21 protein-coding genes are annotated in these 24,093 nt (G+C 62.6%); 8 read left to right on the forward strand and 13 right to left on the reverse strand.

Annotation, left to right across the window (positions count from 1 at the left end; all coding sequences use genetic code 11):
* Window positions 1–9: 9 nt before the first annotated feature.
* The 3 genes from purL to purS are packed head-to-tail and all read right to left on the reverse strand — an operon-like array spanning window position 10 to window position 3,325.
* The gene (purL, locus tag BKX98_RS11595) at window positions 10–2,325 is read right to left on the reverse strand and encodes a phosphoribosylformylglycinamidine synthase subunit PurL (RefSeq protein ID WP_073707349.1); all 2,316 of its coding nucleotides are present in this window, start codon (window positions 2,323–2,325) and stop codon (window positions 10–12) included.
* Window positions 2,322–3,074 carry a phosphoribosylformylglycinamidine synthase subunit PurQ gene (gene purQ / locus BKX98_RS11600; protein WP_038991934.1) on the reverse strand — a complete coding sequence of 251 codons (753 nt, stop codon included), beginning with the start codon at window positions 3,072–3,074 and terminating at the stop codon, window positions 2,322–2,324. Before purQ ends, purL begins: the two co-directional genes overlap by 4 nt.
* A complete protein-coding gene (gene purS / locus BKX98_RS11605; protein WP_038991933.1) occupies window positions 3,074–3,325 on the reverse strand; it encodes a phosphoribosylformylglycinamidine synthase subunit PurS in 252 nt (83 codons plus the stop codon). Before purS ends, purQ begins: the two co-directional genes overlap by 1 nt.
* A 220-nt stretch (window positions 3,326–3,545) precedes the next feature.
* On the opposite strand from purS, the gene BKX98_RS11610 reads away from it, so the two are divergent.
* On the forward strand, window positions 3,546–3,956 hold the full coding sequence (locus BKX98_RS11610) for a YchJ family protein (protein ID WP_073707350.1): 411 nt from the start codon (window positions 3,546–3,548) through the stop codon (window positions 3,954–3,956).
* Between the two features lie 17 nt (window positions 3,957–3,973).
* Here BKX98_RS11610 and BKX98_RS11615 read toward each other — a convergent pair whose 3' ends face one another.
* Entirely contained in the window at window positions 3,974–4,963 is a 990-nt protein-coding gene (locus BKX98_RS11615) for an ankyrin repeat domain-containing protein (RefSeq protein ID WP_083586811.1), read from the reverse strand.
* A 179-nt stretch (window positions 4,964–5,142) separates the two neighbouring features.
* Between BKX98_RS11615 and rlmD the strand changes: the two genes are divergently transcribed.
* Complete coding sequence (gene rlmD, locus BKX98_RS11620; protein ID WP_073707351.1) at window positions 5,143–6,273, forward strand: 23S rRNA (uracil(1939)-C(5))-methyltransferase RlmD; 1,131 nt, start codon at window positions 5,143–5,145, stop codon at window positions 6,271–6,273.
* On the opposite strand, the gene BKX98_RS11625 is transcribed toward rlmD, so the two are convergent.
* The 3 genes from BKX98_RS11625 to BKX98_RS11635 are packed head-to-tail and all read right to left on the reverse strand — an operon-like array spanning window position 6,270 to window position 9,258.
* Window positions 6,270–7,847, reverse strand: a complete 1,578-nt coding sequence (locus tag BKX98_RS11625) for a sodium:proton antiporter (RefSeq protein WP_073707352.1) — start codon at window positions 7,845–7,847, stop codon at window positions 6,270–6,272. The two genes, rlmD and BKX98_RS11625, sit on opposite strands and share 4 nt — an antisense overlap.
* Window positions 7,848–7,894: 47 nt before the next feature.
* The gene (locus BKX98_RS11630; RefSeq protein WP_073707353.1) at window positions 7,895–8,326 is read right to left on the reverse strand and encodes a hypothetical protein; all 432 of its coding nucleotides are present in this window, start codon (window positions 8,324–8,326) and stop codon (window positions 7,895–7,897) included.
* A gap of 32 nt (window positions 8,327–8,358) precedes the next feature.
* A complete protein-coding gene (locus tag BKX98_RS11635) occupies window positions 8,359–9,258 on the reverse strand; it encodes a 3-methyladenine DNA glycosylase (protein ID WP_073707354.1) in 900 nt (299 codons plus the stop codon).
* Between the two features lie 78 nt (window positions 9,259–9,336).
* Here BKX98_RS11635 and BKX98_RS11640 point away from each other — a divergent pair, with 78 nt between their 5' ends.
* From BKX98_RS11640 to BKX98_RS11650, 3 genes are all read left to right on the forward strand, one after another.
* Window positions 9,337–9,894, forward strand: coding sequence for a DinB family protein (locus tag BKX98_RS11640; protein ID WP_073707355.1), 558 nt, complete (start codon window positions 9,337–9,339; stop codon window positions 9,892–9,894).
* Window positions 9,895–10,045: 151 nt separating this feature from the next.
* Window positions 10,046–11,395, forward strand: a complete 1,350-nt coding sequence (locus tag BKX98_RS11645) for a TIGR01777 family oxidoreductase (protein ID WP_073707356.1) — start codon at window positions 10,046–10,048, stop codon at window positions 11,393–11,395.
* 223 nt (window positions 11,396–11,618) lie between these two features.
* On the forward strand, window positions 11,619–12,749 hold the full coding sequence (locus tag BKX98_RS11650) for a ferrochelatase (protein ID WP_073707503.1): 1,131 nt from the start codon (window positions 11,619–11,621) through the stop codon (window positions 12,747–12,749).
* A 228-nt stretch (window positions 12,750–12,977) separates the two neighbouring features.
* Here BKX98_RS11650 and BKX98_RS11655 read toward each other — a convergent pair whose 3' ends face one another.
* The 4 genes from BKX98_RS11655 to BKX98_RS11670 all read right to left on the reverse strand — a co-directional run bounded on the left by BKX98_RS11655 (window position 12,978) and on the right by BKX98_RS11670 (window position 17,559).
* Entirely contained in the window at window positions 12,978–13,358 is a 381-nt protein-coding gene (locus tag BKX98_RS11655) for a Sec-independent protein translocase TatB (RefSeq protein ID WP_128470715.1), read from the reverse strand.
* A 78-nt stretch (window positions 13,359–13,436) separates the two neighbouring features.
* Window positions 13,437–14,819, reverse strand: a complete 1,383-nt coding sequence (locus BKX98_RS11660) for an LCP family protein (protein WP_083586814.1) — start codon at window positions 14,817–14,819, stop codon at window positions 13,437–13,439.
* Window positions 14,820–14,986: 167 nt separating this feature from the next.
* Window positions 14,987–15,880: a LysR family transcriptional regulator gene (locus tag BKX98_RS11665; protein ID WP_073707358.1), complete on the reverse strand. Its 894-nt coding sequence runs from the start codon at window positions 15,878–15,880 to the stop codon at window positions 14,987–14,989.
* Window positions 15,881–16,134: 254 nt separating this feature from the next.
* Window positions 16,135–17,559 (reverse strand): CitMHS family transporter, encoded by a 1,425-nt coding sequence (locus BKX98_RS11670; protein WP_038992030.1) that lies wholly within the window; start codon window positions 17,557–17,559, stop codon window positions 16,135–16,137.
* A gap of 186 nt (window positions 17,560–17,745) precedes the next feature.
* Between BKX98_RS11670 and BKX98_RS11675 the strand changes: the two genes are divergently transcribed.
* Entirely contained in the window at window positions 17,746–19,440 is a 1,695-nt protein-coding gene (locus BKX98_RS11675) for a sensor histidine kinase (protein WP_073707504.1), read from the forward strand.
* On the forward strand, window positions 19,437–20,108 hold the full coding sequence (locus BKX98_RS11680) for a response regulator (protein WP_038991925.1): 672 nt from the start codon (window positions 19,437–19,439) through the stop codon (window positions 20,106–20,108). Before BKX98_RS11675 ends, BKX98_RS11680 begins: the two co-directional genes overlap by 4 nt.
* A 10-nt stretch (window positions 20,109–20,118) precedes the next feature.
* On the opposite strand, the gene BKX98_RS11685 is transcribed toward BKX98_RS11680, so the two are convergent.
* A complete protein-coding gene (locus BKX98_RS11685) occupies window positions 20,119–20,874 on the reverse strand; it encodes an aminoglycoside 3'-phosphotransferase (RefSeq protein WP_073707359.1) in 756 nt (251 codons plus the stop codon).
* 178 nt (window positions 20,875–21,052) lie between these two features.
* On the opposite strand from BKX98_RS11685, the gene BKX98_RS11690 reads away from it, so the two are divergent.
* Window positions 21,053–22,660 (forward strand): alkaline phosphatase, encoded by a 1,608-nt coding sequence (locus BKX98_RS11690; RefSeq protein WP_073707360.1) that lies wholly within the window; start codon window positions 21,053–21,055, stop codon window positions 22,658–22,660.
* A 70-nt stretch (window positions 22,661–22,730) separates the two neighbouring features.
* On the opposite strand, the gene BKX98_RS11695 is transcribed toward BKX98_RS11690, so the two are convergent.
* The gene (locus BKX98_RS11695; RefSeq protein WP_073707361.1) at window positions 22,731–24,017 is read right to left on the reverse strand and encodes an aspartate kinase; all 1,287 of its coding nucleotides are present in this window, start codon (window positions 24,015–24,017) and stop codon (window positions 22,731–22,733) included.
* Window positions 24,018–24,093: the final 76 nt, after the last annotated feature.

Raw genomic sequence — 24,093 nt, forward strand, 5'->3', positions numbered from 1 at the left:
GGCTGGAGCCTAGCCGAAGTACTTCTTCATGGTGCCTTCGGATGCTTCGCGCAGCTCGTCCACCGATACGGTGAACTCGCCCTGGATTTCCAGGGCGCCGGACTGCGCATCGACAATGCCGAGGCGGGCCACGGTGACGCCGCGGGCGCCAGTCATGTCGTTGAAGCGGACCTCTTCGCTGCGTGGAACCGCAACCAGGGCGCGGGCCTGGGACTCAGAGAACAGGGCGGTGAAGGAATCAAGCCCGTCACGCTGCTTGATCTCGTCCAGGGCCACGCGGGCGCCGACGCCGTAGCGCAGGACCATCTCGGACAGCGCGGCAACCAGGCCGCCCTCGGACAGGTCGTGCGCCGCGTCGATCATGCCGTCGCGGCTGGCGTTGATCAGGATCTCGCCCAGTTCCTTCTCGGCTGCCAGATCGACCTTCGGCGGCAGGCCGCCGAGGTGGCCGCGCAGGTTCGCGTACTCCGAGCCGTCCAGCTCATCGGCGGTGGTGCCGATCAGGTAGATGGCCTGGCCGTCGGCCTCTTCGCGCCAGCCCGACGGGGTGCGGCGGGCGACGTCATCCAGCTTGCCCAGGGTCGCAACCACCGGGGTCGGGTGGATGGCCTTGTCGCCGGTCTGGTTGTACAGCGAGACGTTGCCGCCGGTGACCGGGACACCCAGCTCCATGCAGGCGTCCGACAGGCCGCGGATGCCCTCGGCCAGCTGCCACATGACATCCGGGTCCTCGGGGGAGCCGTAGTTCAGGCAGTCGGAGACGGCAGCAGGAACGGCGCCGGAAGTGGCGACGTTGCGGTAGGACTCGGCCAGAGCCAGCTGCGCGCCGGCGTACGGATCCAGGTAGGTGTAGCGGCCGTTGGCATCGGTGGCGATGGCCACGCCGAGGCCGGTGGACTCGTCGATGCGGACCACTCCGGCATCATCCGGGGCGGCCAGCGCGGTGTTGCCGCCGACGTAGCGGTCGTACTGGCTGGTGATCCAGGACTTGTCGCACAGGTTCGGGCTGGCGATCAGCTCCAGGGTGGCGGCCTTCAGCTCTTCGCCGGTGGCCGGCAGGTTGGCGCCGGCTGCCGAGGACTTGAAGGTGTCTGCCTGCAGCGCGTCCTGCCAATGGGGGCGGGCGTAAGGGCGGTCGTAGACCGGGCCGTCGTGGGCGACGGTCTTCGGATCCACGTCGACGATGACCTCGCCGTCCCAGGTGATGATCAGCCGGTCGGTGTCGGTCACCTCGCCCAGCCAGGAGTACTCCACGTTCCACTTGGCCATGACCGCCTCGAATGCCTCGACGTTCTCGGGGGTCACCACGGCCATCATGCGTTCCTGGGACTCCGACATCAGGATTTCGCCCGGGGTCAGGGTGGAGTCGCGCAGCAGCACGTTGGTCAGCTCGACCTGCATGCCGCCCTCGCCGTTGGAGGCAAGCTCGCTGGTGGCGCAGGAGATGCCCGCGGCGCCCAGGTCCTGGATGCCCTCGACCAGCGAGGCCTTGAACAGCTCCAGGCAGCACTCGATGAGCACCTTCTCGGCGAACGGGTCGCCGACCTGCACGGCCGGCCGCTTGGATGGCTTGGTGTCGTCGAAGGACTCGGAGGCCAGCACCGAGGCGCCGCCGATGCCGTCGCCGCCGGTGCGCGCACCGAAGAGCACCACCTTGTTGCCCACGCCCGAGGCGTTGGCCAGGCGCAGGTCCTCGTGGCGCAGCGCGCCGACTGCCAGCGCGTTGACCAGCGGGTTGCCCTGGTAGATCGGGTCGAACACGGTTTCGCCGCCGATGTTCGGCAGGCCCAGCGAGTTGCCGTAGCCGCCGATGCCGGAGACCACGCCGTGCACCACGCGCTGCGAATCCTCGTGGTCGATCGCGCCGAAGCGCAGCGGATCCATCACGGCGATCGGGCGGGCGCCCATGGAGATGATGTCGCGCACGATGCCGCCGATGCCGGTGGCAGCCCCCTGGTAGGGCTCCACGTAGGACGGGGAGTTGTGCGATTCGATCTTGAAGGTCACGGCCCAGCCGTCGCCCAGGTCGGTGACACCGGCGTTTTCGCCCATGCCGACCATCAGGTCCTTCTTCATCTCCTCGGTGACCTTCTGCCCGAACTGGCGCAGGTGGTTCTTGGTGGACTTGTAGGAGCAGTGCTCGGACCACATGACCGAGTACATGGCCAATTCAGCGGCGGTCGGACGGCGGCCGAGGATCTTGACGATCTCGGCGAACTCGTTGTCCTTCAGGCCCAGCTCTGCCCAGGGCAGTTCCACGTCCGGGGTGCCCGCTGCGTTATCGACGGTGTCGATATTGAATTCCTTAGTGGCTTCCTGGCTCACTTTTTGCCTCCAACAAGGTGGGTCAGAACACTGGTGAAGAATGCCAGGCCGTCGGTGCCGCGGTGATCCGGGCCGAAGCCGGCTTCAATGGCATGCTCCGGGTGCGGCATCAGGCCGACAACGTTGCCCGCCTTGTTGCTCACGCCGGCGATCGAGCGGCGCGAGCCGTTCGGGTTCCAGCCCACGTAGGAGAACGCGATGCGGTTCTCGGCTTCGAGCTCGTCCAGCACCTTCTCGTCAGCGACGTACTGGCCGTCCTGGTTCTTCAGCACGATGGTGATCTCCTGGCCGGCTTCGAACCCGTTGGTCCACGCGGTCTGGTTGTTCTCCACGCGCAGCAGCTGGTCGCGGCAGATGAACTTCAGGTGATCGTTCTTGATCATCGAACCGGGCAGCAGGTGCGACTCGGTGAGGATCTGGAAACCGTTGCAGATGCCCAGCACGGGCAGCTTGGCATCGGAGTTCGCGGCATCGGCGATCTTCGCCATCATCGGTGCGAAGCGGGAGATCGCGCCGGCACGCAGGTAGTCGCCGTAGGAGAAGCCGCCGGGGATCACCACGGCGTCGACGTCTTGCAGGTCGGTGTCGGCGTGCCACAGGGACACGGCCTCGGCACCGGCGGCGCGCACTGCGCGCGCGGCGTCGCGGTCATCGAGGGTGCCCGGGAAGGTCACCACGCCGATGCGCGCTCCGGAAATTTCGGTGCTTGGCGTTGAATAGTCGCCAATCAGGGGAAGTTCGGCGCTCATTAGTCTTCGACTACCTCGACGTTGACGACATCTTCGATCACCGGGTTGGACAGCAGGGTTTCTGCTGCCTCGCGAGCCTGTGCGAGGATTTCTTCGGTCACCTCGCCGTCCACTGACAGTTCAAAGCGCTTGCCCTGGCGGACAGCTTCGAAGGAGGTGAAGCCTAGGCGGGGAAGCGCTCCCGCAATGGCCTTGCCCTGTGGGTCAAGGATTTCTGGCTTGAGCATGACATCTACAACGATGCGGGGCATCCGGCATATCTCCTGTTGGCGAGGTTAAGTTAAATGCCACACGGAGATGCCGTCTCACACCAGGGGGATTTGGCGCTCCGCGAGCTTGCCCTCATAGTCTACCCGTGAATGTGACAGGGAAAACGTGCCTGTGTGCGATAGCACCGATATCTCGCGGTTTAAGTCATGTGATCTTTGGCTCACGGGATTCCGGGCAGCGCTTGGCGCGTATGCTGAAACTGTGAAAAATGCTAGTCAAGCCGTCTGCGCCTGCCGTGTTCTGGACGCCGCAAAACTGTCCTACGAAAACTGCTGCAAACCGTTGCATGACGGACGGGAAGATGGTTCGGTGCTGCCTGAGACCGCAGAGCAGCTGATGCGCTCGCGCTACAGCGCCTTCGTGCTCGGCTTGGAACGGTATTTGCTGGCGACCTGGCATGAGAGCACCAGGCCCAAGGAGCTGGGATTGGATGCGCAGCTGCGCTGGAGGGGTTTGGAGATCATTTCAACCCGCGCCGGCGGTGCAACAGCCTCCCGCGGGGTGGTGGAATTCGCCGCGCACTACCGCGATGGACGGCATGAGGCGCAGCAGCATGAGGTGAGCACCTTCGTGAAGCAGGACGGCGCCTGGTACTACCTCGACGCGCTCTAGGGCTGGGGTTCAGCCGCTCAGCGCTTGGCCGCGGCCTGCAGCATGGTCAGCATCTGGGTCTGCTGGCGTTCACGGGCCAGCTTGAACGCATCGGAACCGGAATGGTCCTCCAGGTGCGGGTTGGCCCCGTGGGTAATCAGCAAGCGCGCAATGGTGATGGCGTTGCTGGTGCCTTGGCCCAGGACAATGGTTTCGTGCAGGGCAGTCCAGCCCAGGTCATTGACCTGGTCGACAGGGATGCCGGTGCGCAGCAGGTGGCGTACGGCCTGGACCTGGCCATTCTCGCTTGCGACTGCCAGCGCGGTGCCGCCCATGCGATTGACCGAGGCGAGGTCCGCTCCGCCGTCAATGAGCATCTTGAGCGTTTCAACTTGGCCGTTGGCGCTGGCACGCAGGAACGGGGTCTCGTAGAAGTCGTCCTTCTTATTGGGATCCGAACCGGCCTTGAACAGTTCCTTGGCAATGGCATGGTTCTTGTTGATGACAGCACGCATCAACGCGGTGCGGCCGGACTGGTCTTGCGCATCAACGTCGGCGCCCTTCTTCAATGCCGCCTTGACGTCCTTCAGCTTGCCCTCGTTCACCGCAGCGAAGAGCTGGGTAGTGGACTTGGGCATGCCAGCCGATGCGCTGGGAAGGGCCTTGATGGAAGCGCCGGTGTTGGCGCCCGAAGCCAGTGGCGAGAGAGTTGTCTCGGAGCTTTCCGGGGCGGCAGGGCTGCTGGTCTGCTGGGCCGTATTGCCCGGCGTCGTGGTCGGTGCGGTGGTGCCGCTTTGGGAGGAAGCCGGAGCCGGGAGGCTGGAGCCAGATGCGGCCTTGCCCGGGGTAGGCATGGATGCCTGGGCTGAAGCGGTGGAGGCAGGGGTGGGAGCCGGGTTGGAAGCAACTTCTTGGGCCTGGGGCGAGGAAGCGGAACAGCTGGCGCATGCGCCCATGATCGCGGCCAGCGGTAGCGCCAGCAATGCCAATCCACGGCGGTTCGTGGTGGGACCGGTATGAAGTGCCATCTGTCCTTTCGCGGTTCAACAACCCATCCCGGAATGGTTTTCGCACCATCCAGGGACTCTGCTCAGTAACTTTTGATCACTTGCGAGCTTAGCGGCCAAAGCTGAAAATTTGCGGTCAATCGGCGCCGAGATTGCTCTGTGCCCGGCCCCTGCCGATCTTCGCTAAAATCATTAACACCATGGAATGCCTTTACTTTTCTGCCTCCCGTTGCCGCTCGTGCACCTTGATGACGGTGCCCTACGCCCGGCAACTGCAATCAAAAGTCGAGGATTGCCAGCAGCTGCTCTCCGGCTTCCAGTCGCTGGAATTCCTTCCGCCCCAAGCCAGCAACGAGCAGGGCTTCCGCAACAAGGCCAAGATGGTCATTTCCGGGACCACCGAGCAACCGACCATCGGCATCCTGGATGCCGACGGCCACGGTGTCGATCTGCGCAACTGCGGCGTCATCGCGGCACCGCTGCGGGCAGTGTTCCCGGTCATCGAGCAGTTCATCCATGATTTGAAGCTCATTCCCTACGATGTTCCCAAGCGCAAGGGCGAACTGAAGCATGTGATTCTCACCCTGTCGGATACCGGGGCGGTGATGGTCCGCTGGGTGCTGCGCACCAAGAAGCATTTTGTCGCGCTGCGCGATTCGCTGCCGCAGTTCCTCGAGCAGCTTCCGCGCCACAGCGTGGTGTCGGTGAACTTCCTGCCCGAGCACAAGGCGGCGCTTGAAGGCGAAGAGGAAATCATCCTGACCCGCCGCAGCACCTTGGAATTCGGGCTGAACGGCGTCCCGATGCACCTGCGTCCCCAAGGCTTCTTCCAGACCAATAGCGAGATCGCCGCCGCGTTGTACCGCCAGGCCCGCCAATGGATCAACGATGCCAACCCGGAAAGCGTGTGGGATTTGTACAGCGGGGTGGGCGGTTTCGCGCTGCACTGCGCCGCCGAGGACCGCACCGTGTACGGGATCGAGACCAGCACGGAAGCTGTCGAAGCGGCCAAGACCAGCGCGAAAGCCATGGAATTGGAAGACGTCCACTTCAAGGCCCAGGACGCTACCGAATTCGCGCTGAATGCCGGCTGGGCACCGGACGCGGTGATCGTGAATCCGCCGCGCCGCGGCATTTCCGCGCAGCTGGCGGCGTGGCTGAACGAGTCGGATGTCCAGCACGTCATCTACTCCAGCTGCAATGCGAAGTCGCTGGCTAGGGACCTGGAGTGGCTGGATAACTACACCCCGCAGCTGGCCCGCGTGATGGACATGTTCCCGCAGACCAGCCACTACGAGGTCATCGTGAAGCTGGAGCGCAAGGCCGCCTAGCGATCCAGGGTTGCGGTGCGCCGGTCGAGGCGCCCGACAATCTCATCAACAAGGTGCGGGTCGATATTCGGTTCGCGGCGGGCCTTGAGCAGCTCGTCGCGGGCGGCTTCCAGCGCGATGGCCTGGATCGAATCCGCCTTGGCGATCACCGCACGGATCTGCGTGTACTTCTCGTCCGAGATCGCATCATGCGGATCCGGGTCCTTGGCCAGGATGGTGTGCAGCGAGTTCATGCGCCGGCGCACCGCCTGCTGGTAGTTCTCCGGCAGCTCTTCCAGCTCGACGTTCTTGCGCAGCGCCGACAAGGCGACGGCTTCGGCACGGCGGGCCAGGGCGCGGCGGGCGCGCTTGGTGTCCTGTTCGTTATTGCGCAGCTTCAGCACGCGCATCAGCGCCGGCAGGGTCAGGCCCGGCAGCACCAGGGTGCACAGCAAGACCGAGCAGGCGGCCACCACCACGAAATTGCGGCCCTCGATGGCAGTTCCATCGGCCGTGACCTTTGGCAGCGCCAGCGCCAGGGCCAGTGTCGCCAGGCCGCGCATGCCGCACCAGGTGAGCACCAGCGCGTCCTTGCGTGCAGGAATCGCGGGCTTGGCGCGGTTGGGCAGGTAGTAGGTCCCCAGCATCCACAGCGCACGCACGGCGATGACCACGAAGCAGATCGCGGCAATGCCCGGGATGAAACCGATCAGGTTGCTGCCTTCCTCCTGGATCACCTGGTTCATCTCGATGCCCATCAAGCCGAAGGCCAAACCGGTGGCCAGCAGCTCGAGCACTTCCCAGAAGGACTGCCGGGTCAGGCGTTCGGCCGAGTCCTGGGGACGGTCGCGGCGCACCATTTCAAGGGCCGTGACCACGACCGCGATGACGCCGGAAATATGCAGCTCCTCGGCAATCATATAGACCGCATAGGGTGCCACCAAGGTGGCTGCGCAACGTGCCGCCAGGTTGGGAACGAAGCGGTTCAGTGCGCCGATGGCCCAGCCCATGGCCAGGCCCAGGACTACGGCGCCTGCGGCGCCAAGCAGGAATTGCGGAATGATCTCGAGCCCGACCTCCGAGCCATTCAGGGTTGCCTGCACTGCCAGCTGGAAGATCACGATGGCCATGGCGTCGTTGAACAGGCCCTCGGTTTCCAGCAGGGAGGTCAGGCGCCGCGGCATCTTCACCTTGGTGGCAATGGCATCCACGGCCACCGGGTCGGGCGGGGCGACAACGGCTCCCAGCGCCAGGGCCAGCGGAATGGAAACGATCGGGGAGAACGCCAGCGCGGTGGCGGCCACTGTGCCTGCTGTCACTACGATCAGCACCACAGCCAGCCTGATCAAGGCCTTCCATCGGAAGCGGAATACTGACCAGCTGCTGCGCTGGGCCGTAGCGAAAAGCAAAGGGGGCAAGAAGATCGGAAGGATCAGTTCTGGCTCGATGTGCATTTCGGGCATGAACGGCAAGAAGCCCGCCAACGTCGCGAAAATCAGCATCAAGATCGGGTAGGGCAATTTAATGCGTTCCCCGACGCCGACAATCAGAATCGTGGCGAATAGCAGTGCGATGATCAGCAGGAAAAACTCCATAGTCTAACTATTCTAGTTTCTCCACGTCCCTAATCGGGATTATTGACTTATCGTTTCACTGGACCGAGGAGAAATGCCGCGGTGTCCCAGCGCTCGATAGCGCAGCCGTTATGCCGCGAGAAACTCGCATCGACCGGATCGCCTCGCAGCGTTCCACTGACTTCGGCCCGCTGCGGCCCGCCATAGATTTCGGTGCAGATCTCGTCCGGACCGGGCTTTCCGGTGATGACGCCGGGTTCAAGCTCGAGCTGCAAGCAGGCCTTGGACGCGTCGGGAAGGGTGCTGGAATCAGTGGCTTGCTCGCCAGAGCATTCCAAGGTGTACTGCTGCGAGATTTCGGTGCCGTCATCGCGGATGGTGATTTCCAGTCGGGTGCGAGTTTCATGGCCGCTGCCGGCGGCGCAAGAAGCCAGCAAGAGGCCCACGGCGCTGGCCGCGATGCTGGCCAGCAGCAGGTGGTTTCCGCGTGCTGCGCCCATGCATCCATGATGCCCCGGCCCTAACCAGAGTTCTAGTCTTCCCGGGAGATTGGCAGGTTGTTGGCGACGTCCAGCAATTGCTTGCGCAGCGCATCGGCGCGCTGCGCAAATTCCTTTTGCAACCGCACATACTCGGCCTTGCCCTCGGGAGTTTCAATCCGGATGGGTTCGTGGCCCCAATCGCCCAAATCATAGGGGGACGCCTGCATGTCCATGGTGCGGATGTCCCAAGCGAGCTCGAAGCAGTCCATGACCAGTTCGCTGGGTACCGCCGGGGAGAGCTTGTAGGCCCACTTGTACAGGTCCATGTTGGCGTGCAAGCAACCGGGCTGTTCCAGATCGCGCTGGGTTTCCCTGGTTGGCTGCAGCTCGTTGAGCTCGATGGCCTGGGGTGCGTAGAAGCGGAAGGCATCGAAGTGGGTGCAACGGATCTTGTGGGTTTCCACCACTTCATCGGTTCCCTGCGCGCCCAGGCGCAGCGGAAGGTATTCATGGCGGATGCCGTTTTCCTCCGACTTGTAGGCCATCGCCCACTCGTGGAGGCCGAAGCAGGAGAAATTGCCTGAACGCTGAGAGGCGCCGGCCAGGATGATTCGGGCGAACTCGATGGCGCGTGCGCGCGCCTTGCCGAACGCCGGCGCATCAAATTGGTAGCCCGTGCCGTGGCTGCCCTGGACAACGCGGTAGAACTTCCAGTCGCGGCGTTCTTGGGCGGCCTCTCCGGTGAGAACCACGTCCATTCCGGGATGCCATCGGTAGAGCTGGCCAGGCTTTTGCGTGTAGTAGGTGAACAGGAAATCCTCGATAGGGTGCTTCTTGCCTTTCATGCGCCGATCCACGAAAGGTTCGCCAAAGGCCCGCGCCCGTGCTTCATGCTCGGCGGCATCAGGCATCCACTGCGAGGGTTCCAAAATGGTGGCGGTCAGAGGCATACTTCTAATTATTCAATTCATGGGCCGATGAAACCAGTTTGGTACGCCAACTCACACTTCCTGGAAAAGGGGGACGCGATGCAAGACTTTCCTGTCTGGGAACCGCCCATGGGCGGTACCGAGCAGCAGCATCTGTTCGGGATGCTCGACAGGCTGCGCACCACTTTCCGGTACAAGGCCGACGGGCTGGACATCCGCCAGCTGGCCACGAAGCTGCCCAGTAGCCAGCTGAGCCTGGGCGGATTGCTGCAGCACCTTGCTTTGGTCGAGGATGAGAAATTCACCTACTTCATCGCCGGGCAACGCCCCGAGGTGCTCCTTGAGCTCACAGCCGACGGGCGTGAGCAGTTCGTTGTGGATCTGGACGAAGATCCGGAGGTCCTTTACCAACGCTACGACCATGCGGTGGCCAAGAGCCGGAAAATCCAGCAGTCGATCATCGAGGAAGGGACGCTGGATGCGGACTCGGGATTGGAATTCGAAGGCAAGCATGCGTCGATACGCAGAATCATCTGCGATCTGATCGAAGAGTACGGCCGGCATGCAGGGCATGCAGATCTCCTGCGGGAAGCAGTTGACGGGCGAGTGGGCGAAGATGCTCCGTGGGATTATCTGCCCGCGTGGTACCGGGAGTAGCGCCTGGAAGGCGGAACTTCCCTTCCTCCGCTGCAGTTTCCAGAGGCCTGGAACCTTGGTGGGCCTTTGAGCCGGTGCCGGTTCAGCGCGACTTATGGAAGAAACCTGAAAGCCCATGGGGAAAACATGTCCCCGCCCCTACGATGGGGCCATGAACATTGAGCGCTCCAGCCAGCTGCCGGTATCTGCCCCTGTCGTCTTCGACTGGTTCTCGCGACCCGGGGCCATCCACCGGCTCCTGCCACCGTGGCTTCCGCTGAAGGTCATCGAGGAAGCGGGCTCGCTGAAAGACGGAACAGCCGTCTTGGGTCTTCCCGGCGGATTGCTGTGGAACGCCAAGCACCAGCCCGAAGGCTTCGCTCAGAACCGCAGCTTCGTCGACCAGCTCGAACCCGTTGGGCTGCGCGGCCTTCCTGCACGTGCCGTGAGGTGGCGGCATGAGCATTACTTCGAGCCCTCTGGCCAGCAGTCCACCATCGTGCGCGACTGCATCGAGTCGAATATGCCCGGGCGGCAGATCGAATCGATGCTCGCCTACCGGCACCGCCAGTTGGCGGGCGACTTTGCCGCCCACCACCGTGCGGCGCAGGCCGGGCTGCAACCCCTGGTGATCGCGGTGACAGGTTCAAGCGGACTGGTCGGCCAGGCCCTCTGCGCCTTCTTGTCCACCGGAGGGCACCGGGTCATCAAGCTCGTGCGGCACGCGCCGAACACGGCTAGCGAACGGCGCTGGGACCCGGCGGACCCCGACGAAAGCCTGCTCGAAGGGTGCGATGCGGTCATCCATCTGGCTGGGGCGAGCATCTTCGGACGATTCAGCCAGGGTCATCGCCAGGCGATCGCCTCCAGCCGGATCGAGCCCACCCGCTCCCTCGCCCTGCTGGCGGCACGTTCAGATGTCCGTACCTTCATCAGCGCCTCGGCCATCGGGTTCTATGGCGCTTCAGCCGGAGCGGACCCGCTGGACGAGTTCGATTCCCCGCCGGCCGGCACCCCGGACTTCCTCTCAGGCGTCGTGCAGCGATGGGAGCAAGCTGCCGAAGAAGGCGGCGGTTCAATGCGCCGGGTGCAGATCCGCACCGGTGTCGTGCTCAGCCCCAAGGGCGGGATGCTCGCTGTTCTGCGCCCGATATTCTCCGCAGGCCTGGGCGGACCCTTGGGCGGTGGACAGCAGATGCTGTCGTGGATCGGCCTTGATGACCTGCTGGACATCTACCATCGCGCGCTCTGGGATTCACAATTGGCTGGCCCCGTCAATGCGGTAGCGCCGCAGCCGGTCAGCAACGCCGAATTCACCCGGGCCCTGGCGCGCGCGGTGCACCGGCCCGCAGTAATACCGGTCCCCGGTGCTGCCCCGAAATTGGTGCTTGGCGCCGAAGGGTCGCAACTGCTGGCCATGGCCGATCAGCGGATCGTCCCGCGCAAGCTGCTTGATTCCGGGCATCAATTCCGCAACGAGCGGATAGAGCTCGAACTGGCCCATAGCCTCGGCGCGAGCTAGGTGCTGGAACCCCCTGCCACGCTTCGAATGCTCCAGCGCTAGGTCGCTGCAGGGAACCGGGCTCGCCCAGCCGGGTGCAGGCGAATTGGAGATATGCCAGCCAACGGATTATCATTAGCTTAGCTAGATAATAGCCAATCTAGATAAATTTTTGCATCTGCCGGCGGCGGGAGGAGCTTGCCCATGCCGGCAGTTGTTCCAGGAGAAAGTGTGGAAGATCCTGATGGGAAACATGTCGGTAGCCCCGTTCGATGCAATCCTGTTGATGTCGTTTGGCGGACCGGAGAAGCCAGCTGATGTCCTTCCCTTCCTGCAGAACGTCACTCGGGGACGAGGGATTCCAGATGAACGCCTCGAAGAGGTGGGCGAGCATTACTACATGTTCGGTGGAAAATCACCGATCAACGAGCAGAACCAGGCTTTGCTGCGGGCGCTCCAAGATGAATTCGCGAGCCGCGGCATTGATGCGCCGCTGCTCTGGGGCAACCGGAACTGGGAACCGTATCTCGCTGAAGTGGTCGGTAACCATGCGCGCATGCACGGCTCGCGCAGGTTCCTGGCTATTGACACTTCGGCATACTCCTCGTATTCCTCTTGCCGGCAATACCGGGAGGATTTTGCAGGTGCCGTGGCCGCACTGGAAGCAGAAGGCATCGAGGTGATGATTGACAAAGTCCGCCAGTACTATAACCACCCGGGATTCGCCCAGGCCCAGCTCGAATGCCTCCGGCGAGGGCTGGCAGATCTCAAGCGGCTTGTCGGCAGCCTGGATCGCGGTCGCCACAAGATCCTCTTCGTAACCCATTCAATTCCGACGGCGATGCAGAAATCATCGGAGAAATTCACCGCTGGCTACCAGGGGCAGCATGAAGAGCTCATGGCGTGGCTTAGCGGGGAATTGCATGGAGATGAACAATTGGATGCCGAGCTGGTGTTCTGCTCCCGATCCGGATCTGCGCACACCCCTTGGCTGGAACCGGACATCAATGACCGCATGCGCGAGCTTTCGGAATCTGGAATTGAAGCGGTACTGGTGGTTCCGCTAGGTTTCGTCTCCGACCACATGGAGGTGAAATTCGATTTGGATACCGAAGCGGCGCAGACAGCGCGTGAGTTGGGGATGGCGTTTCTCCGTGCCGATAGCGTCGGCATTTTGCCCGCCTTTGTCAGCGGCTTGGTCGATTTGGTCCTGGAACGCGCAGCTCAAGTGCGTGGAGAGCACCCGGAGCAAAGAACCATCTCCGGCAGCAAGGCGCTGGGCCCGGGCAGCGGTGCCTGCTCCCGGAATTGCTGCGAAGGCACCAGGGGAAAAAATACTGTTCCGAATTGGAACCTCGATAAGTCCGCAAGCTAGGCAGGCAGTTGCTTGCTGGCCATCACTGTTGGCTGGCAAGCCACCGGAACTGCAACGGTCCCCGTTGGGTCCGGAATTCGTGTGCTCGCGATGATGATCCCGAGTGCCGCGGGCTGCGAAACAGGGCCGGCTTTCCGAATCATCGATGATTGGTTTCTGCTGGATCAAGCCTGGCTTTGCCGACCCTGCGTGGCCCGCGGCCGCCCGGGCACCTGAGAGCGAAGCCAACTAGGTGCTTTCGTCGTCAAAGGGAGCCGGGCCGGAAGGCGCTGGCGGTGGCGGTGAGCGAGGCGGAGCCGGCTTCCTCGCAGTAGCGGAATCCGACAGCGCCTGGCCTGTCAGTTCATCGAGATTCTCGCGTAGCGCGTCGCTGATGATCCTGCGAGGATCATATTGCCGAGGGTCGAGCCTTTTCAGATCCAGATCCTCGAATTCATCACCGAGATCCTCGCGGAGCTGTTCCTCGGCATCAGCGGCGAGACGGCGCAACTGCCGAATCAGCGTGGCAGTTTTCCGCGCATAGTCCGGCAGTTTCTCGGGCCCGAGCAGAACGGCCGCCAGAATGGCCAGGACGATGAATTCATTGCCGTTGATGCCTGCAATGCTCACGGGGAACCACCTCGCAATGTAGAGCTTGGACAGACGAAAGCAGCCGGGATTCCCGGTCTTGCCCGCCTTGGCGCCGGGCTAGCCGCAAAGATCCTGGTCGGCGTTGCGGCTGTCCATCTGGACGGGCTTCTTCTCGGGCCGCTCCAGATCCTGGTAGTCCTGGCCCAGGATTAATTCGATGCTTTCGACCTCGGCGACCGAGGCCTTGATATCGAGATTCATTACTTTTGCGAAAGCAGCGGCCGTTCTCCTGGCATCATCGGTGTCCGGAATCAGCAGCTTGGACTGCGCCTGCAAAGTCGCGGCGGTAGCGATCGAGATGACCGTGTAGCCCTGCTTCGTGGCGTCGTTCGCGAACTGTCCGGCAAGACCGCTTACGTGCGCGCCGTTGACGATGCTGAGAGGCAACTTCCGGTTGGCGGATTGCTCAGCAGCAGATGCTCCGGTCGCGGAATCGGAATCGGGATTAACTGGGATGCCTTGCTTGATGCGTTCGAAGATGAGGGTTGCGTCAGGGGCCGGGACCACCCGGTTGGCGTTTGATGGCGCAGGCTGGTTCGGCATGGTCATGAAGACGATCTTGTCAGTGGGGACCTCCTTGATCCTTGCAGCCAGTGACGCAAGGTCCTGCAGCGAACTGAGCTGCGGGTCGACGGTCATCGAAGAGGTGGTGGCGTCGAGGAAGGAATAGAGCCGGTCAGGGCGTGCGAGGACTTCCTTGCTCGTGGCACGCTGGACGATGGCGGACATGACCTTCTGCTGGTTTCCCAGCCGGGCCAGGTCGCTGCCATCGCCAACTGCATGGCGCGTCCTGGCCAAGGCCAGCGCGTCGGTTCCGTCCAGTTCCTGCCGCCCGGCGGGAAGATCCAGATTCGCTTTCGGATCCGACATCGGCTGGGCAAGGCACACCTTGACACCTCCCAGCGCGTCGATGATCGAAATGAATCCTTCGAAGTCCACTTCGATGAAATGGTCGAGGCGAACTGCCGTGAGGGCTTCCACCGCTGCGACGGAGCACGCGGGCCCGTAATTCAGCGCGGAGTTGATCATGCCGTAGCCACCGGCATAGGCACCAGATCCGGTATCCGCGCAGGCGGGACGCTGCATAACGGTATCGCGGGGAATCTGGATCGCTTCGATGCGCTCATTCCCGGGGGACACATGGACCAGAAGCATCGAATCGCTGCGCCGGGAACCGGTGTCGGAGCCGAAGCCGGTGGAACTGAAATCCCGGCTATCCGAACCGAGCACCAGCACATTCAGCCCTTCGCTGGAATCGGGGATTTCCGAGTCGGATGCCCTGAGCGCAGACACCGAAATGTTCCCCTGCAGCCGCAGGAACGCGAAGCCCGCAGTCACGAGGAGAGCCAGAACCAGGGCAGCAGCCATGATGGCGAACATCCTGCGCCGCGTCCGCTTGGAATTTCGCATGGCAGCGGATGCCGTCCGCAGGGAATTCACGATTCTGCACTCCTTGGTCAAGCCTTGGCTGGATTATCCCTCCAGCTGACCACGTCAAACGCGGAAGGAACCAATAGCAAGGCTGGGACGATCCATGCATTCAGCGCATGAAACGCCAATTTCCCGCAGAAGCCCAAGGGCACTGCAGCCGCACCGAGACTTCGGTCTCAGAGGAACTTGAGGAACTCGTCCACTGCCGGATTGCGGTACTCGTCGCGTCGATAGATCACGCCCAGCGGCCTGCTGGCCGGCAAGAGCAGTGGAACCTGCTTGCCGCCGAAGATCACGGCGGTGCTGGCCATGATTCGCGGAACCAATGTGATCCCGCCGGTCGCGACACTCAGATGCACCAGCGCGTCACGTTGCGTTGTGGTGATGAGCCGTGGAGCGGTGGCCTTGAAGCTGCGGTACACCTCGTCGGTGATCTTGCGGATCGAGGTGCCCTGCGGGAGCGTGGCAAGGGTGAGGGAATTGAGCAGTTCAGCGCTCAGCCCGGTATCGGGGTCCACCTCGGTCTCCTCGGATACGACCGCCGAGAACTGCTGATCGCGCAATGATTTTCCGATGAGATCTGCAGGGATGCGCTCGTTCACGCCGAAGGCCAGATCGGCGCGATTCAAGCGAAGCGAGTCGGCAAGCTGCTCGCCATCCTCCACGCTCAGGATCTCGATCCGGACGCCGGGATGGCGGCGATGGAATGGGCCGATGAACTCGGGCATGATTCCGCCAACCAGCGAGGGCAGGCCTGCGATGCGCAGGGACCCGGTGGCCAGCGCACGGGTGGAGGAAGCGATGCTTCCGATCGCGGCGACTTCGCGCAATGCGCGGCGTCCGGCGGGAATGATGCTCCGGCCGATCTCAGTCAGGACCATGTCCCTGCCGGAGGCCCGGAAGACGGGCAGGCCCAAGGTGCGTTCCAGGGCGCTGATGCGGCGGGACAAGGAGGGCTGGGAAATGCCGAGGATATCCGCAGCGGCCGTGAATGAGCCGTAGTCCACGATCATGACCACGGCTTCGAGCTGGGCCAGGGAAATGCTGTTCTCGAGAGGTTCTCTTTCCATGCGCTGGATGCTTCCTTCGCTTGGGGACGGGGTGGGTGAATTCCTCGAATCCCGGAGGGTTGGGCCTGACTCCAGCATTCCACGAGAGGCCGAGCTTGCCGAGCGGATGCGAAGTGGCGGTTTGCGGAGAGCCGCTATGGGTGTCCGGCTCAAAGTGCTGGGCCCAGCTTAAACACCGGGCTCCGCGCTGCCCGAATCGAGTAATCCGGGTGGCGCGGAGCCAGGCTGACGACGGACCATCGGTCCTTGGGGCATTAGCCCATGTGGATGACACCGAGGAGCATGCCTGAAGCAAGCATGACCAGGGAGACCACCAACGCGCGCCACAGCACCTTCTTGTGGTGATCGCCCAAGTCCACACGAGAGAGCGACACCAGCAGCAGGATGGCTGGAACGAGCGGAGACTGCATGTGCACCGGCTGACCGGTGATGGAGGCGCGAGCCATATCCACCGCTGGAACACCGAAGTGCGCGCCAGCTTCGGCGAGAACCGGCAAGACACCGAAGTAGAAGGCGTCGTTGCTCATCAGGAAGGTGGCAGGAATCGAGATCAAGCCGGTCAGCACCGCCATGTAGGGGCCCATGGAGGCAGGAATGACATCCACCAGCCACTGGCTCATGGCGTCAACCATGCCGGTGCCGGAGAGCACGCCGGTGAGCACTGCCGCTGCGAGCACCATGGAGACCACTGCAATGATTTCGCTGGAGTGAGCGGCGATCATCTTCACCTGGTCGGAGACCTTCGGGAAGTTGGCAATCAGCGCGATCGCGGTACCCACCATGAACAGATATGGCAGCGGCATGACATCGACCACCAGCAGCACCATGATGGCGACGGTCAACGCAAGGTTGAAGTAGAACACCTTGGGACGCAGGGTCTCGCGGTCCGGATCCAGCACGGTGCCGTCCATGGTGGAGAATTCGGTGCCATCGCCCTTGCGGGCCACGGATTCCAGAACTGCCAGGTTGCCACCGGCAGGGGAGGTGCCACCCGGGGTCTTGCCTTCGGTTGGGGTGGCAACGTTGCCGCCGCCGAGCTCGGTGCCCCAGATTTCCGGACGCTCGCGCTGCAGGCGGCGGCGCTCGGAAACACCCATCTGCCAGGCGAACAGGGCAATGACAATGAGGGCAATGCCCAGCGAAGGCAGCATCGGCACGAAGATTTCCGAAGCGTCCACACCCAGTGCCGCGGCGGCGCGGGCCGTTGGGCCGCCCCACGGAACGATGTTCAGGGTGCCGTTGGTCAGGCCGGCGACACAGGTCAGGACCACTGGGCTCATGCCCAGGCGCTGGTAGATCGGCAGCATGGCGGCGGTGACCACGATGAAGGTGGTCGATCCATCGCCATCCAGCGAGATGACTGCGGTGAGCAGCGCGGTGCCCATGACGACCTTGGCCGGGTCGTTGCCAACCAGCTTCTGGATGCCGGAGACCAGGCGGTCGAACAATCCGACGTCGATCATGATGCCGAAGTACATGATCGCGAACATCAGCAGGGCTGCGGTTCCGGACATGTCCTTGACTGCGTCCATGACCATGTCGCCCAGGCCGAATCCGGCACCGGTGAATAAGCCGAAGATGGTCGGTACCAGAATCAATGCCAGCAAGGGCGTCATGCGCTTTGTCATGATCAGCACCATGAAGGTGGCGACCATGAGGAATCCGAGTGCAACAAGCATTGACCCGACCTCCATTTCAGTGTGAGTGAATCCTTTGGCCCCGCAAGCCGGGCGAGGCACTAATCCAAGGTACGTGGCGGTGCTCACTTTGCGCGTCTTGTGCTTATTGTTGAACGGTTAAGTTCTTTGCCATCTTTTTGCTCATTAAAATCACGAGCGTGGGAGGATGGGTTTATGCTGGGTGGCATGTTCCGTTCTGGCGCCGGCACCCGGCATTTCGCCTCCCGCATCATGCGACTGCAATTCCTGGTCGTAGGTGTCTTGATTGTCCTGGTTACCGCAGGAACGCTTTTCGCCAGCTATGACCGGGTGTATTCGAAAGCGGAGGACACTTCGCTGACCATCGCCCGCACCGTGGCGGTGCTGCCGGAAGTCGTCGAGCAGGTTTCACGCTACGCCCAGCAGGACAAGCTGGATCCGCAGGCGCTCGCCGAAGGAGAGCTGCAACGTCTTGCTGACGCCGTCATCGAGCAGGAGCAAGCCTATTTCGTGGTGATCACCGAAGACCGCGGACTGCGCCTGAGCCATCCGAACCCCGAAGAACTGGGCCAGATGGTTTCCACCGACCCGGTCGCTTTGGAGGGCATTGAAGCGGTTTCCCGGGAACACGGAACCCTCGGGGAATCGGTGCGCGCCAAGGTCCCGATCTATGCCGCCTCGGGTGCCGTTGTCGGCGAGGTTTCCGTGGGCGTGACCACTGATTCCCTGACCGGGGCGCTGCTTGAATCCTTCGCCTGGATCGTCTTGTTCGCGGTGCTCGCCGCGGCCGTGGCAGTGTTCGCCGGACGGGTGACCGTCCGCCGCTTGAAGCGCCAGACCCTGGGGCTGGAACCGGCCGAAATCGCCCAGCTGGTCAGGGACCAGCAGGCTGTGCTCTACGGTGTCACCGAAGGCGTCATGGGCATTGGCGCAGACAAGCGGATCACCGTGCGCAACAAGGCTGCCCGGCAGCTGCTGGGCCTGCCGCACCGCACGGAATTGGAAGACGTGGTGGGCCGCCACTTCGAATCCGCTGGCCTGGATCCCCGGCTGGTCAAGGCGATCAAGGAATGCGACCCCGCGCCGGTGCGCATCGGGGCGAATGGGAATTCGCTTATCGCCCGCGTGAACAAGGTGGTCCGTGACGGGGTGGATCTCGGGCTGGTCGTGCTGCTGCATGACGTCACCACGCTCGAAGCGCTGGGCACCAAGCTCGACGCGGTGCAGGACATGGCCGACGCGCTGCGCGCCCAACGCCATGAATTCGCCAATCGCATGCATGCGGTCCTCGGGTTGATCAATCTGGGGAAGATTGAACAGGCCGAAGACTACCTGCGCGAGGTGATGGAAGCAGGGCCGAAGATCGCCCAGGTTCCCGGGCTGGAGGCCATCCAGGATGCCTACCTCGCGGCGTTCATTTCGGCGAAGGCGGTGCGTGCCCACGAATTGGGTATCGAACTGCGGGTGTCCCCGCAATCCATGCTTTTCGGGCAGATCGCCTCGGCCCATGATGCCCAGGATGCCACCGCGGTCCTGGGAAATCTGCTGGATAACGCCTTCACCGCGGCGCTTAGTGCGGAGGCTGAACCCTGGGTGGAAATCGATCTGCTGTCCGAGGGGAACACCCTGCACATTGCCGTGGCCGATTCGGGACCTGGCATCACCACCGACGAGGATGTCTTCGCGCGGGACGTCAGCACCGGATCCCATCTGGGCAACGAGCATGGGCGTGGCGTAGGACTGCCGCTGATCAAGCGGCTCGCCCAGGCCCGCAGCGGGGATGTCTGGATCGCGGATCGCGGCACCGATGGTTCAGGTGCAGTGTTTGCAGCACGCTTGCCGGCGGTGCTGGCTGAACCATCCAGTTCAGAAAATGACCACAGTGAAGGAGTGCAACTTTGAACGAGAACAGCAGCGGAAATTATCGGGTGCTGATCGTTGATGACGATTTCCGGGTTGGCGAGCTGCATGCGGAGATGGTCAATGCCATCCCCGGGTTCCAGGCTTTGGAACCTGTGCAGGATCCGCGCGTGGTCCCCAAATTGGTGCAGAGCCTGAAACCCGATTTGGTCCTGCTGGACCTCTACCTGCCGCATGTGAGCGGAATCGAGCTGCTCAGAGAACTCGATGTCGATGCGATCATGATCTCCGCGGCGATTGAGCCGAAGAACATCGACAAGGCGCTGCGCTCAGGCGCGCTGGCCTTCATCATCAAGCCTTTCGATGCCAAGACCCTGGCTTCCAAGCTCAAAGGCTGGGCGCGCTACCGCCGCCAATTGGCCGGGACCACGGAGTTCAACCAGCAGGGCGTGGACCGGTTGTACCGGTCGCTCCAAGGCGGCGAGGAATCCAGTGCGTCAGTGGGCGCCGCCCCGACCGAGCACGCAGTGCTTTCCTGCGTGAAAGAAGCGGCCGAACCGATGAGCGTTGCCGAGGTTGCAGAAGCGGTGGGGGTTGCCCGTGCGACAGCGCAACGCTATTTGGCGGCGCTGGTGGCCAATGAATCCCTGGAGCTCCAGCTTGGATACGGAACCCGTGGCCGACCTGAACACCGATACGTGGCACGTTAGCGAAGGCACCCTAGGCGGCGTCCCAGACCCGGCGATAGAAAGAGATCTTCCGCTCATCCGGTTCGATGCCGTAGCCCGCGTAGACGTACTGTTCGAAACCAGGCCCGTAGTTCCACTCGGTGCTCCACGCGGCAATGGCCAGATCTGCCCAGCGGTCTGCGAGTCCCAGCATGCCCAAATCCACATGCGCGCTGAATTCATGGTCGTCGGTGATGATCGTGTTTGGCAGGCACGCATCGCCATGGCACACCACAAGATCCAGTTCCGGGGCGTTGTCGAGAAACTCGGCCTGCTGATCGGCTGGCAGATGCTGAATACGGGATTCCAGATCCCAGTCGAAGGGACATGCTCCAATGGGCAAGGCATCGTGCATTTGCCGCAGTCCGTGGCCGACAGCGTGGGCTGAACGCGCAGGGTCGCTTTTGCCCAGGCTGCTGGCTGCGCTGTGCCCGTGCAATGCGGCGGTGATGAGCAGCTGGCCGTCAGCCTGTTCTTCGCAGGAGAGCACTTCCGGGACCCGAATGAATTTTCCTGCCCATGTCATGCGCTGGGCTTCAGTTTTCAGATCGCCTTCCGCTTCCGGAGGGCATCCCGGTGACCACTTGGCGAAGCGTATTTGTTCGCCCGAGCCGATGCGGTAGGTGACTCCGCCAAGCGCGTTTTGCCAGATACCCTCGATTTCTGCCGGACCAGCTGCTGCGCGCACCGCCGGGGGAACAGGATGATCCGCCGAGGGCGGGCCAGAAATCACTCGCGTTGAACTCATTGTCCAAGTCTGCCAGCATTCGGAGTTCCGGCGGCAGGCTGGAGGAACGCCAAGCGGCTTGCAAATTCGCGCAGGTGCGCTCGCTCGTGCACAGCCACTGGATTGCCAGGAATTAATTTCTTCTTGTGTTCATCTTGGCTCAATGAAACGGCTGATCGAGTCGTGAACACTGAGGCGCATGACTGATATTTCGCGTCGCAAATTGCTCACCGGTGCTCTCGGTGCCAGCGCCCTGACCTTGGTCGGGCCGACGGGAGCAGCGCTGGCTTCCAGCAGCCCCCGCCTCGTGCGTTCCCGACTTGGCCTGACCAGCGGGTTTTCCATGGGTGATGTCTCCACGAGCAATGCCGTGCTCTGGGCACGCAGCTCCGGCGAAGGCCGCTTGCGTGCTCAACTGCGCGCGGTAGATGAGACCGGGGAAATCATCCGCGGCCGTGGATCATTCGCCAGGACATTGCACGGCGCCTACGCCCGCGAGGCCACCGACTTCACCGCAAAGATCAATGCCCAGCACCTGCCTGCCGGAACCCGCTTCGCAGTCACCATCGGTTTTGAGGACGACAACGGAACCCTTGGCGAGACGCAGGATGGCTGGTTCAGCACCGCACCTGCACTGACCGGTCGCCGCAATCATGACGCCTCCCGAGCCCAGAGCTTTGTCTGGTCCGGCGACACCGCTGGCCAGGGCTGGGGCATCAATGAAGAGATCGGCGGCATGCGCGCCTACGCGGCCATGCATGCGACCAAGCCGGATTTCTTCGTGCACAGCGGCGACACCATCTACGCCGATGGCCCGATCGCCGCAGAGGTCGTGGAGCCTGATGGCCAGATCTGGCGCAACCTGGTCACCGAAGAAGTCTCCAAGGTGGCCGAAACCCTGGACGAGTACCGCGGCCGGCACCGCTACAACCTGATGGACCGCAACGTGCGGGCCATGTATTCCGAAGTTCCGGTGATTGCCCAGTGGGATGACCACGAGACCCACAACAACTGGTGGCCGGGCGAGATCATCGAAGATGAGCGCTACACCGTTCGCGATATCAACACCTTGGCAGCTCGCGGACGCCAGGCCTGGCAGGAATACCAGCCCATCGCCGACCCGCGCGCCCTGCGCCCAGGCACCGGTTTCGAGGCGGCTCGAATTTACCGCAAGATCTCCCGCGGCCCTGCGCTTGACCTGTTCGCGTTGGACATGCGCAGCTACAAGTCGGAGAACACCGCTGGAATGGAAGGGAAGTCCACATCCATTCTCGGCGAAGATCAGCTGAATTGGCTGGTGGATTCCCTAGCCAAGTCCAAGGCCACTTGGAAGGTCATTCTCAATGACCTTCCGCTGGGCATCATCGTTCCAGATGGCAAAGCCCAGGAATCAATTTCCAACGCTGACCACGGGGCACCGCTGGGCCGCGAGCTGGAATTGGCCCGGCTGCTCAAGGCGGTCAAGGACTGCGGCATCAAGAACGTCGTTTTCCTGACTGCCGATGTCCACTACTGCGCAGCCCACCACTACTCGCCCGAACGCGCGGCATTCCGCGAGTTCAATGAGTTCTGGGAATTCGTGGCCGGGCCAGTGAATGCCGGTTCCTTCGGGCCGAACCAGATGGACGGTACTTTCGGGCCGCGTGTGGACTTCTCGCTCGCAGGCACCACGAACCAGTCGCCGCGCGATGGCAAGGGCCAGTTCTTCGGCCACGTCGATCTTGACGAGCAGGACTTGTTCACCGTCACGCTGCGCAATGGGCTGGGCGACATCGTCTACACCAAGACGCTGGAACCGGCCAAGTAGAAACCAAAATGAAAAACGCCTGCGAAACAGAAATTGTTTCGCAGGCGTTCTTCGCTTGGCTAATCAGCGCTTAGCGTCCGGTGCCGCCGTAGACGGTGGCTTCCACGTCGGTGTCCAGATCGAACGCGGTGTGGATTGCGCGTACTGCGTCATTGAGCTTGTGGGCATCGGTGACCACGGAGATGCGGATTTCGGACGTCGAGATCATGTCCACGTTCACCCCTGCACGGTGCAGTGCTTCGAAGAAGGTGAAGGATACGCCTGGGTTCGAGCGCATGCCTGCGCCGATCAGCGAAAGCTTGCCAACCTCGTCATTGTGCTCGATATCCTCGAAGCCAATCTCAGGCTTTGCGGTATTCAGCGCTTCCAGCACGTGCTTGGTTTCGGTCATCGGCAGGGTGAAGGAAATATCGGTGGCACCAGAGCCGCGGGTCGAGATGTTCTGCACAATCATGTCGATATTGGCTTGCGCAGCGGCGATCACACCGAAAATCTGTGCGGCCTTGCCCGGAATGTCAGGTACGCCAATGATGGTGACCTTGGCTTCGGAGTGGTCGTGGGCGACACCTGAGATGATTGGCTGTTCCAAGGGTTCTCCCTCTTGAATTTTGATTTTGTCTTCGGGATCCGGGAGCACCCAGGTGCCCTCGTTGGTGCTGAATGAGGAGCGCACGTGCAGCGGCACGCCGAAGCGGCGGGCGTATTCAACGCAGCGCAGGTGCAAGATCTTCGAGCCGCTGGCGGCCATTTCCAGCATTTCCTCGCTGGTGATCTTCTCGATCTTCTTTGCCGAGGCGACCACGCGTGGGTCGGCGGTGTAGACGCCGTCCACATCGGTGTAGATCTCGCAGACATCGGCGCCCAGAGCCGCGGCCAGTGCCACGGCAGTGGTGTCCGAGCCGCCACGGCCCATGGTGGTGATGTTCTTGGATTCCTTGCTCATGCCCTGGAATCCAGCGACGATGGCAACGAATCCGCGGTCGATGGCCCGGCGCACCCGCTGCGGGGAGACCTCCATGATGCGGGCCTTGCCGTGGGTCGAATCGGTGATCAGGCCTGCCTGCGAGCCGGTGAATGATGCGGCCTGCTCGCCGAACTGGTTGATGGCCATTGCCAGCAGCGACATCGAGATGCGTTCACCGGCGGAGAGCAGCATGTCCATTTCGCGGGCAGGTGCATTGTCGGTGAGCTGGCCTGCCAGATCCAGCAGGTCATCGGTGGTGTCGCCCATTGCGGAAACAACGACGACGACGTCATGGCCCTTGGACTTGGTATCAATAATTCGGCGCGCTACACGCTTGATGCCTTCGGCATCTGAAACGGAAGAACCGCCAAATTTTTGAACAATTAGGCCCATGGGCACTCACTCCACCTGTTGAAAGCTGTGCCTCGCCGCCGGTGGTTGCTGATAGAACTTTGGCGTGAGGCATCTA

The sequence above is a fragment of the Glutamicibacter sp. 0426 genome (genome assembly GCF_001906485.1).
GTDB lineage: Bacteria > Actinomycetota > Actinomycetes > Actinomycetales > Micrococcaceae > Glutamicibacter > Glutamicibacter nicotianae.

Coding starts and splice junctions, on each gene's coding strand:
- purQ (WP_038991934.1), bottom strand. CDS start 3,074: ATGAGCGCCGAACTTCCCCTGATTGGCGACTATTCAACGCCAAGCACC.
- purS (WP_038991933.1), bottom strand. CDS start 3,325: ATGCCCCGCATCGTTGTAGATGTCATGCTCAAGCCAGAAATCCTTGAC.
- BKX98_RS11615 (WP_083586811.1), bottom strand. CDS start 4,963: ATGGCACTTCATACCGGTCCCACCACGAACCGCCGTGGATTGGCATTG.
- rlmD (WP_073707351.1), top strand. CDS start 5,143: ATGGAATGCCTTTACTTTTCTGCCTCCCGTTGCCGCTCGTGCACCTTG.
- BKX98_RS11625 (WP_073707352.1), bottom strand. CDS start 7,847: ATGGAGTTTTTCCTGCTGATCATCGCACTGCTATTCGCCACGATTCTG.
- BKX98_RS11630 (WP_073707353.1), bottom strand. CDS start 8,326: ATGGGCGCAGCACGCGGAAACCACCTGCTGCTGGCCAGCATCGCGGCC.
- BKX98_RS11635 (WP_073707354.1), bottom strand. CDS start 9,258: ATGCCTCTGACCGCCACCATTTTGGAACCCTCGCAGTGGATGCCTGAT.
- BKX98_RS11640 (WP_073707355.1), top strand. CDS start 9,337: ATGCAAGACTTTCCTGTCTGGGAACCGCCCATGGGCGGTACCGAGCAG.
- BKX98_RS11645 (WP_073707356.1), top strand. CDS start 10,046: ATGAACATTGAGCGCTCCAGCCAGCTGCCGGTATCTGCCCCTGTCGTC.
- BKX98_RS11650 (WP_073707503.1), top strand. CDS start 11,619: ATGGGAAACATGTCGGTAGCCCCGTTCGATGCAATCCTGTTGATGTCG.
- BKX98_RS11665 (WP_073707358.1), bottom strand. CDS start 15,880: ATGGAAAGAGAACCTCTCGAGAACAGCATTTCCCTGGCCCAGCTCGAA.
- BKX98_RS11670 (WP_038992030.1), bottom strand. CDS start 17,559: ATGCTTGTTGCACTCGGATTCCTCATGGTCGCCACCTTCATGGTGCTG.
- BKX98_RS11675 (WP_073707504.1), top strand. CDS start 17,746: ATGTTCCGTTCTGGCGCCGGCACCCGGCATTTCGCCTCCCGCATCATG.
- BKX98_RS11685 (WP_073707359.1), bottom strand. CDS start 20,874: ATGAGTTCAACGCGAGTGATTTCTGGCCCGCCCTCGGCGGATCATCCT.
- BKX98_RS11690 (WP_073707360.1), top strand. CDS start 21,053: ATGACTGATATTTCGCGTCGCAAATTGCTCACCGGTGCTCTCGGTGCC.
- BKX98_RS11695 (WP_073707361.1), bottom strand. CDS start 24,017: ATGGGCCTAATTGTTCAAAAATTTGGCGGTTCTTCCGTTTCAGATGCC.